This window comes from Allofustis seminis DSM 15817 (genome assembly GCF_000374325.1).
Lineage (GTDB): Bacteria > Bacillota > Bacilli > Lactobacillales > Carnobacteriaceae_A > Allofustis > Allofustis seminis.
The window spans coordinates 1-14,685 of the sequence record NZ_KB894083.1; the positions used below are offsets into that span (position 1 = coordinate 1).

Annotated in this window: 10 protein-coding genes and 3 pseudogenes; 3 read left to right on the top strand and 10 right to left on the bottom strand. The window is 40.2% G+C overall.

Annotated elements, in window-relative coordinates; all coding sequences use genetic code 11:
• A pseudogene (locus C231_RS07875) lies at positions 1-152 on the top strand (XRE family transcriptional regulator); the annotation flags it as partial.
• A 59-nt stretch (positions 153-211) separates the two neighbouring features.
• Here C231_RS07875 and C231_RS08445 read toward each other — a convergent pair.
• The 4 genes from C231_RS08445 to C231_RS0104950 all read right to left on the bottom strand — a co-directional run bounded on the left by C231_RS08445 (position 212) and on the right by C231_RS0104950 (position 6,090).
• Positions 212-379, bottom strand: a complete 168-nt coding sequence (locus C231_RS08445) for a cysteine-rich KTR domain-containing protein (protein WP_000336323.1) — start codon at positions 377-379, stop codon at positions 212-214.
• A 118-nt stretch (positions 380-497) separates the two neighbouring features.
• Positions 498-2,417, bottom strand: a complete 1,920-nt coding sequence (gene tet(M) / locus C231_RS0104940) for a tetracycline resistance ribosomal protection protein Tet(M) (protein WP_018659523.1) — start codon at positions 2,415-2,417, stop codon at positions 498-500.
• A gap of 126 nt (positions 2,418-2,543) precedes the next feature.
• A complete protein-coding gene (locus C231_RS0104945) occupies positions 2,544-5,501 on the bottom strand; it encodes a Tn3 family transposase (RefSeq protein WP_018659524.1) in 2,958 nt (985 codons plus the stop codon).
• Positions 5,502-5,526: 25 nt separating this feature from the next.
• Entirely contained in the window at positions 5,527-6,090 is a 564-nt protein-coding gene (locus C231_RS0104950) for a recombinase family protein (RefSeq protein WP_425386747.1), read from the bottom strand.
• 356 nt (positions 6,091-6,446) lie between these two features.
• Here C231_RS0104950 and aph(2'')-IIIa point away from each other — a divergent pair, with 356 nt between their 5' ends.
• Positions 6,447-7,367 (top strand): aminoglycoside O-phosphotransferase APH(2'')-IIIa, encoded by a 921-nt coding sequence (aph(2'')-IIIa, locus tag C231_RS07880; RefSeq protein WP_018659526.1) that lies wholly within the window; start codon positions 6,447-6,449, stop codon positions 7,365-7,367.
• 216 nt (positions 7,368-7,583) lie between these two features.
• Here the strand turns inward: aph(2'')-IIIa and C231_RS08845 are convergent.
• Positions 7,584-7,652, bottom strand: a pseudogene (locus C231_RS08845) (hypothetical protein); the annotation flags it as partial.
• A gap of 366 nt (positions 7,653-8,018) precedes the next feature.
• Between C231_RS08845 and C231_RS0104960 the strand changes: the two are divergent.
• On the top strand, positions 8,019-9,290 hold the full coding sequence (locus tag C231_RS0104960) for a helix-turn-helix domain-containing protein (RefSeq protein WP_018659527.1): 1,272 nt from the start codon (positions 8,019-8,021) through the stop codon (positions 9,288-9,290).
• A 326-nt stretch (positions 9,291-9,616) separates the two neighbouring features.
• On the opposite strand, the pseudogene C231_RS0104965 reads toward C231_RS0104960, so the two are convergent.
• The 5 genes and pseudogenes from C231_RS0104965 to C231_RS0104985 form a co-directional block, all read right to left on the bottom strand.
• Positions 9,617-9,901: pseudogene (locus C231_RS0104965) on the bottom strand (conjugal transfer protein); the annotation flags it as partial.
• Between the two features lie 157 nt (positions 9,902-10,058).
• Positions 10,059-10,997 carry a GH25 family lysozyme gene (locus C231_RS0104970; protein ID WP_018659529.1) on the bottom strand — a complete coding sequence of 313 codons (939 nt, stop codon included), beginning with the start codon at positions 10,995-10,997 and terminating at the stop codon, positions 10,059-10,061.
• Between the two features lie 2 nt (positions 10,998-10,999).
• Complete coding sequence (locus C231_RS0104975; protein WP_018659530.1) at positions 11,000-11,410, bottom strand: phage holin family protein; 411 nt, start codon at positions 11,408-11,410, stop codon at positions 11,000-11,002.
• A 60-nt stretch (positions 11,411-11,470) separates the two neighbouring features.
• Positions 11,471-13,939 (bottom strand): glycosyl hydrolase family 18 protein, encoded by a 2,469-nt coding sequence (locus C231_RS0104980; RefSeq protein WP_018659531.1) that lies wholly within the window; start codon positions 13,937-13,939, stop codon positions 11,471-11,473.
• Entirely contained in the window at positions 13,939-14,523 is a 585-nt protein-coding gene (locus tag C231_RS0104985) for a hypothetical protein (protein WP_018659532.1), read from the bottom strand. Before C231_RS0104985 ends, C231_RS0104980 begins: the two co-directional genes overlap by 1 nt.
• Positions 14,524-14,685 lie beyond the last annotated feature (162 nt).

The window sequence follows — 14,685 nt, forward strand, 5'->3', positions numbered from 1 at the left end:
TTGATGAATTTTTCTTACCTGCTAATAACTTGGTAAAAAGCACCCGACGATTACAGATAGAGAAATACATGGATAGCTTTACAGACAAAGAACTATCCTTAATGGAATCTTTAGCCAGCGGTATCAACGAAGCAAGAAACATCGAAGACTAATTAAAAGAATCCATACATAACGGAAAGAGCCGATAAAATGAGATTGTATTAATCTCATTTTATCGGCTCTGCGTCTTTGCGTCTGGCTCTGTAATCACAGTTACTTTGAACTGCTTTATTTCAATTAAATTTTCTTGTCTGCATTTCGGACAATAGAGGGGGAATTTTTTTAATTCAGTATCTTCCCTTATCTTTAATCGTGTTTTATTTCCACATACAGGACACAATATCCACTTGTAGTTTATAATAACTATCTCCTCCTTTACACTTTAATTCAAATCTTTATTAAAAAATATTTCATCTTATTTAACAAGAAACCATATTTATATAACAACATAAAATACACTAAGTTATTTTATTGAACATATATCGTACTTTATCTATCCGACTATTTGGACGACGGGGCTGGCAAACAGGTTCACCGGTAGTAACATGGTACCCTTTTAACTCTGTTAAACAAACACTACGTCCATTTGTAAAGAAAGTTAAATCACTACGATATTCTTGAATACACCGAGCAGGGATTTCTCCACTAAGAATGACCTCATTATTTTTCAATTGAGTGTCTACGATGTTCGCACAATATTTAGGAGCATCGTTGTATGCTCGTGAAAGATATTCCTGTGGCGCATAAATTTTAAAACTAAGATATGGCTCTAACAATTCTGTTCCAGCTTTTTTTAAGACTTGTTCCAATACAATAGGAGCAAGCATCCGAAAATCTGCTGGGGTACTAACAGGGCTATAGTATAAGCCATACTTAAAACAGATTTTACAGTCCGTCACATTCCAACCATACAATCCTTGTTCACAGCCATAGCGTATCCCCTCCATAACTGCATTTTGAAACGATTGATTTAAGTATCCAAGAGAAACCGAGCTCTCATACTGTACTCCGCTCCCTAATGGAAGCTGTGCTACAGATAGACCAATGGAAGCCCAGAAAGGATTCGGTGGAACTTCGATGTGAATGGTATACTCTGCTTTTTTTAACGGTCTTTCCATATAAATGACTGTAGGCTCTTTTATTTCTATCTCCACATGATACTTTTCTTGCAGCAGAGCACAAGTCACTTCCATTTGTACTTTCCCTAAGAAAGAAAGTATGATTTCATGTGTCGCAGAATCCACATAATATCGCAGAAGCGGGTCACTGTCGGAGATTTCTAAAAGTGCATCAAGTAACATTTCCCTTTGTTGAGGTTTGCTCGGTTCAACAGTCGTTTGCAGCAGAGGGAGGGGATTTTCAATCTTTTTTCTCTGTGGCAATAGCTTTGTATCTCCAAGAACACTATTTAACTTCAAAAACTCATTCTGCAAAATAACAATTTCCCCGGAATAAGCCTTATCGATTTTACATAATTCACCATTTATTGAAGTATACATTTCTGTAATTTTTATTTTTTCCTTTTCCGATATTCTAACCGAATCTCGCAAATGCAGTACGCCACTATAAAGACGTATATATGCAAGACGCTGTCTTTTTTCCGAATACTCAATTTTGAAAACTTTTCCGCAAAGTTCAGACTGACCTCGATGTGTTGATGAATAAAATTTATTCGTAATCACTTCTATAAGGTTATCAATCCCTATATTGTTTTTTGCACTTCCGTGATAAACAGGGAACAGGGAACAATTATGAAATCTTATGCTTTCCTCTTGTTCGAGTTCTAATGCTTCCAATAATTTCCCAGACGTATATTTCTCCAAAAGGTAATCATTTCCTTCTATTACCATATCCCATTGTTCAGATTCGGTAAAGTTCATTACACGCATATTAGGATGCAGTTCTACCTTCTGTTTGATTACAATTTCCGCAGAAAGTTTCTCTTTAATATCCTGATAAACCGTTGATAAATCAATTCCATTTTGGTCAATCTTATTGATAAAAAAGATTGTGGGAATACCTATTTTCCTAAGTGCATGAAACAATATACGAGTTTGTGCTTGTACGCCATCTTTTGCAGAAATCAGTAGAATTGCCCCATCTAATACTGATAATGAACGATATACTTCTGCTAAAAAATCCATATGTCCTGGCGTGTCTATGATGTTCATCTTAGTATTTTTCCACTGAAAAGAGGTTATCGCCGTCTGAATTGTAATTCCTCTCTGACGTTCTAAAAGCGTATTATCCGTTTTCGTTGTACCTCTGTCCACGCTTCCTAATTCTGTAATCGCTCCACTGTTATATAATAAGCTTTCTGTTAAGGTAGTTTTTCCCGCATCAACATGAGCTAAAACTCCAATATTAATAATTTTCATGTGATTTTCCTCCATTCAAAAGCCCAAAAGGGGTACTACCAACAAAAAGCGGAAAACATACGCTAAGCAAAATTCGACATAAAGAATGCCGATTTTTCCTACGCTAAGGAATTTTCGGATTTCATTTTATTGATTAAGAGGGCGCAGTGAATCTAAGCTTGTTATTTTCGTCATATCAAAGGTATATTCACCAAGAAAATTGATATGTTCCCATCCCAGAGGTGAAATGTGTTTTAATAGGTCCTCCCGTAAATTTCCTTTTTCCTTTAACAATTTCGTTGCTTCAGTTAGATATACGGTATTCCATACGCTAATTGCGTTAATTATAATGTTTAATGCACTTGCGCGCTGCAACTGATCCTGTAAACCTCTTTCCCGTAACTCGCCTCGTTTTCCGAAAAATAATGCTCTTGCCAAACCATTCATGGCTTCCCCTTTATTTAGTCCTCGCTGGATACGTCTACGTAATGTCTCACTAGATATATAATCTAGGATAAAAATAGTTTTTTCGATTCTTCCCATTTCCCGTAAAGCGGTGGCTAATTTGTTTTGTCTTGCATACGAACCTAACTTCCCCATAATAAGCGAACCGGATACTTTTCCCTCTCTAATAGAATGGGCTAATCGGAGCACGTCATCAAAGTTTTCCTGAATAACCTTTGTGTTAATCCGTCCACGAAGTAAGTTTTCCAATTTAGGAAAATCATTTGGTTTTTGAATTGTGTAAAGTTTAGCGTCAGCTAAATCACGAAGTCTTGGTGCAAATCGAAACCCCAACAAATGACTTAAACCGAAAACCTGATCGGTATAACCTGCTGTATCAGTATAATGCTCCTCAATATTTAACTCCGTTTCATGATGAAGTAATCCATCGATGACATGTACAGCATCTCTTGCGTTTGTATTAATGACTTTCGTATAAAAAGAAGAGAATTGATCACTTGTAAACCGATAAATGGTTGCACCTTTACCTGTACCATAATGAGGATTTGCTTCAGCGTGCAAAGATGATACACCAACCTGTACTCGCATTCCGTCAGATGAAGAAGTGGTACCATCACCCCAATATGAAGCAAGGGTTAATTTTTTCTGAAAATTTACCAATGTGGATTGCGCCCGACTAATAGCATCATCGTACAAACGCCATTGAGCAGCATTAGCCATTTGGTGATAAGTAATTCCAGGTGTAGCATCTGCCATTTTAGTCAAACCGATGTTAGTTCCCATTGCCATAAGTGCAGCCATCAGAATAGGATTTTCCTCTCCCTTTGGAGGTCTATTAGTGGAAGCGTGTACCAACATTTTATCAAATCCTGTCCAGTGGGCTACCTCCATTAAAAGATCAGTGAGCTTTACCTTTGGCAGCATATTATACAAGGATAGACTGAAGTTTCGTGCTTCTTCTGGAGTATCTTTTTCTAAACGATCTAGTCTAAGTTTAGATTTTTCGATGTTTACTCCTTCAAGATCATCAAGATTATTTGAAATCCATGTGAGTCGTTGAATTAGTGCCTTCCTTTGTTCTTCAAGATATACCTCAGCTGAGGAGCGAACTGCTAACTTAGTTTCTTCAAGATTTGTTGCTTTCCAGTCCTCTTTAGCAACAAGGTACTCTTCAAAGTCCTTATGTAGTCTGCTACCAACAACATATACGTCTCCAGAGCGAATATGATTTTTCAATTCTGTTAGGGCAGCCATTTCATAATAATGTCGATTTATTGTTCCTTCTTCATCATAAACATGTTTCTGCCAACGTTTTGGAACAAAATCTATCGGAGCCTCATCTGGTACTTTTCTTTTTCCAGATTCATTCATTTCTTTCAATGTTTCTAAAGCACGTATTAATGGCTCTGATGCTATTGTGGAACGAAACTCTAAAGACTTAAGAAGGGCAGGAGTATACTTTCTCAGATAAGTGAATCGATTTCCAAGCAAATCAAGATAATCATAGTCCATTGGTCGAGCTAATTTTTTCGCTTCTTCAACGGAGGTAATGATTTTATCCCATGGCATTACTTTTTCAATGGTGCTAAATGGATCGAGTCCTTCATCACGCGCTTGAATAAGCGCGGCTCCAATGTCTGCAAAATGAATAACTTTTTCATTAACTGCTTTTCCATTTTCCCTTTGCATTTCTTCTTGTGTTTTTCGACCTTTTGATTGTAAAATCATCATTTGCCTATCATGAATTTCAATTGCTTGGTCAATTAAGTCTTGGCTGAGTGTCACAAGGTATGCTACCAGAATGGCGTATTTCTTATTTTCTTTAAATCTGCGAAATGAATGAGGTTCATAACGTGCTCCAATACGTGATAATTGAAGCAATCGATTGGGATGCACTTCTTGTGTAATCATTGGAAGTTTCAAGTCCCTGATATATTCCAAACGCTTAATTACTTTTAAAAAGGCATCGGGTGACGATTGGCCAGGAAGTTCCCTTAACCATGCTAATGGAGTTTTCCTGTTTTCAACAAAGGGGTCGATAAGTGTCTCCAGTTTTTGTTTTTGCCAATTTGAAAGGGGTTTCATTAAGGATTTGAATATTTTTTCCTCTGCTCTCCGACGGGTTTCCCAAACAAGTCTTTCTATGGTGGTTATTCCAGGAAGTATTATTTTTTGATTCCGTAATTGTTCTTGAACTGTATGAAGTAGGTACATTGAATTTCCATTTTGCAAGGCATGTTGCATTAAAAACTGTGCAGTCTTACGATACTTACTTGGAGAGAAATTCTGATAACCAAATACTTGTCGAATTTCTTCCAAATGTTCATGTTTGGTTGGATCACGTTTAGCATATAAAGAAAAAGAATCGGGGTCAGCATTTATTTGCTTCGCTATATATTGAATTACCAAATCCGGTATAGGTTCAACATATGAGAGTGACCATCCAGGGTATCGTAAAACGCATAATTGGACGGCAAATCCTAAACGGTTATGATCCCTTCTGTGTCGATTAATAATTTCGAGATCATATTGCGAAAAAGTATAATAGATTTCTAATTCACGTTCGGTCATATCCAATGGTATTCGTACAAATTCTTCCCTTTGATCTGCTGTGAGTAATTCTTTTCCTCTAGATGCCATATTACCCCACCTTCGTAAAAAGTATTTATTTTTTTTCCAAATAGCGATAAATTGTTGTGCGGGATACACCCCATTTTTCAGCAACATCTTTAATCGGAGTGCCATTTTCAATTAGAGCTCTCATCATTTCAATATCTTTTGATCCATATTTCTCTGGGCGACCACCTAGTCGTCCACGCGCTCTTGCAGCTGCTCGTCCAGCAGCCGAGCGTTCCTCAATTAGATTACGCTCAAATTCTGCAAAAGCCGCAAATAAGTGAAACATCAATTGCCCCGTTGCGTTGCTTTTGTCCATAGTCAAGTTTTCCTGTAGACTGTGGAATCCTATTCCTCGTTCATTCAAAGTATTTACGATTTGTATTAAGTCCTGCATGTTTCGACCGAGACGATCTAATCGCCAAACGACAATTGTATCCCCCTCGCGTACATACTGGAGCGCCTCTTCTAAACCGGGACGTTTTTTCTTCGCCCCGCTCATTTTATCGTGGAAAATTTTCGTACAACCATGTTGGGCTAACGCATCTGTTTGTAAATCCAAGTTTTGTAATCCCGTTGATACACGTGCGTATCCAATAAACACAAAAATCACTCTTTCTCTATTATTCCTTTTGCTTCATTGTAACATAAGTTAAATAATAATAGGTTAGTAGACATAGATTAATGTACAGAGATATGTTATATTTAAAGCGTTAAAAGACACTTCCTAAAAGGGAAAAAGTTGTATGTACAGAAAAGGGAGAGTTTTGGAACAAACAGTAGCACCCACGATTGTCAAAGGTTATTATATGATAAAGTGTAAATGCTGAATTGCGGAATCTGATCCATGGATTGAAATAATAAATAGCCAATGATCGTTCTTTCAACTTTATTCAGCAATCGGGCCATATTGTAGAGTAAGACTTATTAAACTAAGCAGGAGAGCTGCATAATGAGATAGGAGAATAAATGAAACAAAATAAACTTCACTATACCACAATGATAATGACTCAGTTCCCAGATATAAGCATACAATCCGTCGAGTCGCTTGGTGAGGGCTTTAGGAATTACGCGATCCTCGTCAATGGAGATTGGGTTTTTCGTTTTCCCAAGAGTCAACAAGGTGCAGACGAATTGAACAAAGAAATCCAATTGCTACCTCTGTTGGTCGGTTGTGTTAAGGTGAATATTCCACAGTATGTATATATCGGAAAGCGAAGTGATGGAAATCCCTTCGTGGGCTACCGTAAAGTCCAAGGCCAAATCTTGGGTGAAGACGGGATGGCCGTTTTTCCCGATGATGCAAAAGATCGACTGGCGCTGCAACTTGCTGAGTTCATGAATGAGCTAAGCGCATTTCCTGTTGAAACTGCCATATCAGCCGGGGTTCCTGTTACAAACCTGAAAAATAAAATTCTCTTGCTATCGGAAGCTGTGGAGGATCAGGTGTTCCCTCTTCTTGATGAGTCTTTAAGGGACTATCTCACGCTGCGCTTCCAATCCTATATGACTCATCCGGTATATACACGATATACGCCGAGACTAATTCACGGCGATTTGTCACCTGATCATTTTTTGACGAATTTGAATTCACGTCAGACCCCATTAACAGGCATTATCGATTTTGGTGATGCCGCAATAAGTGATCCCGATTATGATTATGTATACCTTTTGGAAGATTGCGGCGAGCTGTTTACTCGGCAAGTGATGGCTTATAGAGGCGAGGTTGACTTGGATACTCACATCAGAAAAGTCTCCTTGTTCGTAACGTTCGATCAAGTCAGTTACCTGTTAGAAGGCTTAAGGGCAAGGGATCAGGACTGGATTTCTGAAGGGTTAGAGCTTTTGGAAGAGGATAAGGCCAACAATTTTGGTGCGAACAGTGCTTAATGATTCCTTTCAGATAATATTAGGAGAGGAAATCGCTATCTTCCACAAACGGGCGCGATTGTGGAAGACCAAAAGCCTAATTTCCCCTTCAATTTAGCAGGGATTAGGCTTTTTTATCTTTCAAAATCCTTAGCGTAGGAAAAATCGGCTTTCTTTATGTCGAATTTTGCTTAGCGTATGTTTTCCGCTTTTTGTTGGTAGTACCCCCAAAAGGGCATAAAAATCCCAGTGATAAATACTCTTATCACTGGGATTTTTATGCATAACCATAGGCATACAAAGCATACAGATATTCTCCGGATACTTTAGAATCACATGATAAAGGTATTCTTAAACTGGGTACAAAAAACTAAGCCCTCCTAAAAAAGGACATCCAATTATTTGTTCCCACTATCAAATTGACAGTTTATTTAAGAATACCTTGCCGCATATTTATTAACTCCTTTTAAATAGATACTTAAATAATAGCACGTAAGAGCATATTTGTAAAGGAATCTCCAATTTTTTATCAAAGAGAGTACGTGAATTTAAGTGAAAACCTAAATTCCAGTATAAGGCAGTTGAACTGGCATTCAGTTCTTCTATAAAGTTTTTAGAACTCTGTAGTACACTTTTTCTTGCCGGCAGCCGCATCAGAAAGGAGTTTAGACTATGGCTGCAACAAATCGAAACAGACATCTTTGCTTAGAAGAACGCAAACTCATAGAAAAAGGCATCGAATCAGGCTCTACGAAAACAGCGATTGCAAGAACCATTGGCAAGGACAATTCGACCGTTGGCAAGGAAATTGCCCTGCACCGGGCACAGGTCTTCCGTTGCCGCCTGCTCTTAGAATGCTCTGCCTACAAACACTGTCTGCACGGCAGAGCTTGTCATCTGGACTGCGTGGACTATCAACCGTTTCGCTGTACCAGACGCGACCGCTCGCCCGGCGCTTGTAATAGCTGTCCCGAGTACCGAAGCTGTCGCTTCGACAAGTTCAAATACGAAGCGCACCAGGCACAGCTGGCCTATGAGAAACGGCTTGTGGAAAGCAGACAGGGGCTGAATCTGGACGAGAAGGATGTAGAACGTCTAGCTGGTCTGGTCGTCCCGGCGATCAAGAGAGGACTTTCCCCCTACCATGTAGTCGAGAATCATCCGGACATCGGTCTGTGTGAGAAAACACTGTATACCTACATCGCTCAGGGTGTCTTCCGTCCCTGGGGCCTCATCGATCTGGATCTGCGCCAGAAGACCGGACGCAAACTGCCCAAGCATGCCCAGGTTCTGTATAAAAAACGCGAGGATCGTCAGTATCTCAAAGGCCGTACCTATGCCGACTATCTGAGCAGTGTTCAGGAAGAACCGGATGTAAGCATTGTTCAGATGGATACCGTCTATAACGACCCGGGCGGTCCTTATCTACAGACGTTTCTCATGCTGGATTACGACTTCCTCTTCGCATTCTTTCACAAAGAACGCACGGCGAATGCCATGGTAGAGGGGATAAACCTTTTGGAGGACATTCTAGGACTGGATTTGTTTATCCAGCAGGTAGCACTCCTGCTCACCGACCGTGGATCAGAGTTCCAAAATGCTGAAGCCATGGAGAATACCCGCAGCGGCCTGACACGTACCCGTGTCTTCTACTGCGACCCCATGGCTTCTGGACAGAAAGGAAGTTTAGAAAAAAGGCATACCGAACTGCGCTATATTCTGCCAAAAGGAACAGATCTGCTCAGGCTCGGCCTCAAAGATCAGCAGGCACTCAACCTTGTTCTCTCTCACGTAAATTCCACCCCACGTGAGAAGCGGCACGGGAAAACCCCGTTTGAGCTCATGCGCTTTTTCCGTTCCGACATGCTGGAGGCGTTTGCTGCCTTCGGCATACGCGAAATCCCCAGAGAGCAGGTAATTTTGAAACCCTACCTTCTTAAATAAGATCTCTCATCCGGTTGCCGGCAAACACACCTATCAAGACACACATAAGTGGAAGTCAGTCCTCACGAAAAATGTTTGCTGCCTGCCACGCACGTTCGTGCGCCCTTTTTTCTGCTCTTCATACATGAGTATAAGGACCTGGCTTCACAGACACAAGTAAATTCCATGAGATAACACTAAAAACTAAGCCCTAAGTTCAGGAACAAAAAGATTTTGTAAGACTTAAAACCAGTTCTCTGCGTCAGGGTTTCACACTGGAATTTACGTTTTCACTCAAGCAGAGAGTACGTGATTACAAAATAGCTGTAATAATGTACCAATATTTGTTATTCTATAATCTTCCAATTACTCCCGTTCTTTTCAAGTACCAAATCAAATTGAGATACCTGCGTTGCTTTGGTCTGCTGGTCGATATACTCCACTGTCAGCGATACCGTGATTTGATTACCCTTGCGATTGTAAATAGGATTTACCAGTTCTTGAAAGATATAATATTTGCCGATTGGTTTTAATATCCCATCATTCACATAGTAGGAAAGTTCATTGGCTGTAGCTATAGGATAGAGCTTAAAGAACGTGGTTATAAACTCACTGATTTCATTGGTTGGGACTAGGAAATAAACCCTAAATAATTTAAAACCTGTGAAATCAGTCCATAACAAAGATTGATTTCACAGGTTTTCTTTTTGAGATTAAATAGAATTTTTGAGTTTATTTCTAGTCACTTTCAATATATGCAAAGTGTACAATAAGCATTTTTGATACTTCTTATTTCAAGAGTTCATTGACCCTTTTTTGTACTGAAATATAGTCATAACCGGCTTTTGTCAGTTTGTTTTTTCGTTCTTGTCCGTTACCCCAATCACCACGAATAACTTCCTTTGCGATGGTATCAATCGACTTTTTACTAGATAGTATTTCATTAACCTTTGACTGCACCGCCACATAATCATAGCCTGCATCCGTTAAGCGTTTCTTTCGTTCTTCACCATTACCCCACAAGCCTTGAATGACTTCCTTGGCCAGCGTCTCGATCGATTTCTTTTCTGTAGGAGCAGGTATATTTTCTTCTTTACCAAGATGATTAAGCCCTGCACTTCGGATAATCGCTTTGTAATCTTTATAGGCATAGTTCATGTCTAAGTTTCCTGAGTAACCACTTAGTTTACCTTTGCTTGTGTACTGCCAGATACCATGACGAAGAGTCGGTTCTTTACTGGACCACTGAGCGACCCAGAAATCATAAGGTTCTAGACGATCCAGTTCTGTTAAATCTTGAAACCAAGAACTAGACGCATAGATGCCGGTGTAATAGCCAGCACTTTCTACGGTTTCACAAAAGCCTACTAAAGCATCGGTAATGGCTTTCTTGCCACTTGGTCGCTGGTGATAATTATCCTCTGTATCAATAAATACAGGGTAGGAGATGGTCTTGCCTTTGATAATTTCAAGGCATTTCTTCGCTTCTGCTATGCCCTTGGCTTTGGTATTGGCACAGCTGTACCAGTAAACACCGACAGGAATACCTCTCTCGTGAAAGGCTTTGTAGTGTTGCTCAAAAGCATCATCTTTGTGTAAACTCACTCCTGTACCGTGACCGGTGTATCCTGCACGTAGAATGACAAAATCAACCTCTTTTGCAAGATGGTCATAGTTTATCTGACTTGGTTTTTGCCACGTGCTGATATCGATTCCTTTAGTTTTCATGATTATTCCTCCTCGTCGCTCTTGTTATGGAGCTGTTTTAATACATCTTTTAGTTTTTCTGGGATCGGTAGTCCAAGGTGAGCTGAATTTTCTAACAGCGAAATTCCCTCATTTGATAGATAGAAGAAAACAATCGCTGTTCTTAGTACGCTCCCATCACCAATCACATAGACGTCTAAAATATTGGCTACACCCACTAAAACAAAAATCAGCACTTTACGGCTGATTCCGATAAATCCCACTTCACTTGATAGGGTCTTATCAGCGATTGCACATAAGACACCTGTTAGATAGTCGATGACTACAAAGACTAGTAGCGCATATAAAAATCCGTCTGCTCCTCCTAAAAACCATCCGAAGAATCCACCGATTGCTGTTATCACAACTTGGATCCAGTTCCATATTTCTTTCATTTAAAATTCCTCCTTTTGATGAAATAAAAAGAACACCTACTTTTGCAGATGTTCCTTTGATTACTCTATTTGTTTTGGTAGCCACTCCCAGAGTCTTAAATCCTCCTGCCCTAGTGACCACATACACATGCCTCGAAGTTTCCACCGATAAGCTGCTTCATTTGCCCAGTACACAAGGCTATCCACATCCTGATAATAAAGAATGGAAAATCCGTCACCATCACCTAAGAAAATACGAGATATCCAGATGTTAATATCCCTTGGAATGATGGTGACACTGTAGTCCTTTCCGCACTGGATGGATGGCATCATATCTGAATGAAAAAAATCATAATCTAGGGAGATGCTTTCGCTTCTTGTGGCTGATTCTTCAAGGTCTGCTGTTAAAGTAAACACTTGAAACTCATCATCCCAAGAACAGTTACTTCTTGATAGCCGACCATAAGTTTTAAATGTTCCATCGGGCATAAGCACGTCAAAGCGTTCATAAGGCTCATAGGTCCAAGCATCGCCTAAGCGAAGCAACTGGCAATGGACTTTATTATCCGAACGAATACCTGCATACCCTGTCACATCCGAGCAAGTGGCTGTAAAGCGCAGTGTATTGGATGCAGAGGAATAGACCCGCACTTGATTGCCACGCTTTCGAATTTCTAGAGTGTAAAAGCTTGGATTCGATCGAATGTTTGCGGCCGATGTTTTTGAAAAGCTGGTGGCATAACTACCTTTTAAAGTAGAACCTTCATACAGTTCAATACGCTGGTTATCATAATTAAAGCAACAATAAATCGTTCCAATAAAAACACCTGCCTTGCCACTAAAGGTCTCAGGAAAAATAATCTGCGCCCTTAAATGGATATCTGAAAAATTGTTGTAGTTCCATGCTAACTGCCCCTTACCCTCCAGTTGGGAATAGGGTCTATTCATCGAACTGCTTGTATCTTGCCAAACACTCCATTCGCCTGATAATGTTGTCCAGTAGCTTTGGGGGAGAGGGTTATCATCTCTAAAATCCTCATACCACACAAGGGCAGAATCTGCTTTTCTTCTAAGTATTTCAAGCGTCAACTTAAAACCAGTTGCAGGCTCTACCATATCACCATTTACATCTTTGAAATGTCTAGGAGCAAGGGTATATTCTGCTTCACCTACTGTTGGCTCCTCAGAAAATGAAGAACAAACCCTAAATCCATAAAACTGTACTCCTTTTGTACCAAGGGAAATGGTGATGGTGTGTGTTCCTTGAGAAAGGCTCACTCCTTTTTTAAGCACCGCCCAGAAAGTCGTTCTCCAATAAGGCCACCACAGTCTGTTTTCAGAAAAATCTACAACACTCCCATCAAGGGAGATATGAATATTATTCTTATCCCAAAAGGGAAAGCCTAGCTTTACTGCTACATCATAAGTACCTGCCTGAGCAATCGTAAAGTGATACGTTGCCGCACCTTCATCCCCCAGTGTTGTGACGCTATTAGAAACAGAAACAACACCAGAATAACTATCCGGCATGGCATCATGATCCACATAAACAGTTCCAAAGGCTGACTTTTGTTGTTTGCCATAGGCCGTCAGATACTGTCTTCCATTGTAGCTTGCAGATAAGAGTGGATAGCTATAGCGAGTGGCATCTCTTCCTTCCATATAATCGTAGACATGCGGCAATGCCCAGGGCACTTTATTATCATCATCCCAATAAGCCACGATGGGAATAAACGGTTGAGGAGGCGCATCGTCTGTGAAATTATAGACTCCTGTCATCCAGTATTTTGCCGCATAGTAGGTATGAGACGTTCCCCTATAGGCTTTACCTAGGTTTTCTGGTGTGTCATAGATTTGCCAGTTCCATCCATAAGCAGGCATCCCAAAGAAAATCTTATCGGGATTCATCACTGTAACGGCATAATCATAAATCCCTTCAAGCCAGCTCCTTGGAGATACAGGTCCCGGTGCAGAACCTGACCAAGCCATACCATAACTCATAATTGATGCGGTATCGCAATAAGGGTCTAGGTCACCATAAACGCACCAATTCTCACCGCCTACTGAACCATTCACGCTGGTCATACCGGGAAGGCAGATGTTCATCAGTTTACTTGAATCATGGGCTTTGATGGTGTTGTAAATATTTTTGAACATGGCGGTTGACTCAGCATGAGTGGAATAGTCATCGCCTCTTTCTAGGTCAATATCAATACCATCGCACCAAGGATACTTTTTCATAATACGAATAAGCTCGGATAGAAACAGTTCCTGAGCACCATTCGTGTTATCTCTCAATGCTCTGAAAATACTATTTGCTCCATCATTGGCAATGGTAAGTAACCATTTGATGTGACGATAACGGTTAATGTAGGGGAGCATACTGCTGATGGTGACACCACTCTCAACAATTTCACCCGTAGCTCGTACCTTAAAAGAAAAAAGACCGATGGTATCAATCCGGTCTCCATATTTCTCTAAAGCTTCATACATCCGTGCATTTCCCATAAAAGTCCACACCATGATTTTCTTGCCTTTTAGTCGTTCCATTAGAATGGTTCACCTCCGTCTTGCATTTCCTGCATGGTAAACAGCACCCTTGCAGATTTCCCTTTTTCAAGGGTCACTTTGTGCTTTGAGTCCCAGGCAGCACTGTATTGATAGAACCCCTCTTTGGGTTCGTTTGCTCCGTTTTTGGTACATGCTCGTGTAGATGCTAGGAGCGCCAAATCAACATCTTTTCCAATGGTTCCAGGGAAGGAGACCTGTTGCCCTCCTATACCTTGGCTTAGTTTCACTGTTCCAGCAGACATAGAAAGCTTTGGATAGATATGAATATCAAGTCCTGCAGAGGTTTCACCAACATTAAATAAAATAATGGTTTCCTCTGAACGGACCACACCGTTAAACCAAACAGGATTCTTGATACTGCCATCTTCCTTTAGTTTTTCTAACCTACTTTCTGTATGAGGCGCATAACCATTTAGAACAGGTCCTTCTTGTAACTGGATGTCCGTAAACCAAATCATGCCAGTGCAATCATAGAGGGTAGGTTTTATGCTTACACTCATGACACGCTTATCTTGTTTTTTATTTATGACTTCTGCCAACCTTATAAATTTAACCTTAGCCATCTAACGTCCACCTTATTTCACAGGGATGACCTACCCATCCCGTGACCACTGACCCTGCTTGTAAAAAGAGATCCGTAATATAAAAAGTGCCTGTGCAATTTGTGACACAGACACGGATGGTAATGGATTTTACTTTAGAAGAGTAGCTTTCTGGGAGTATCT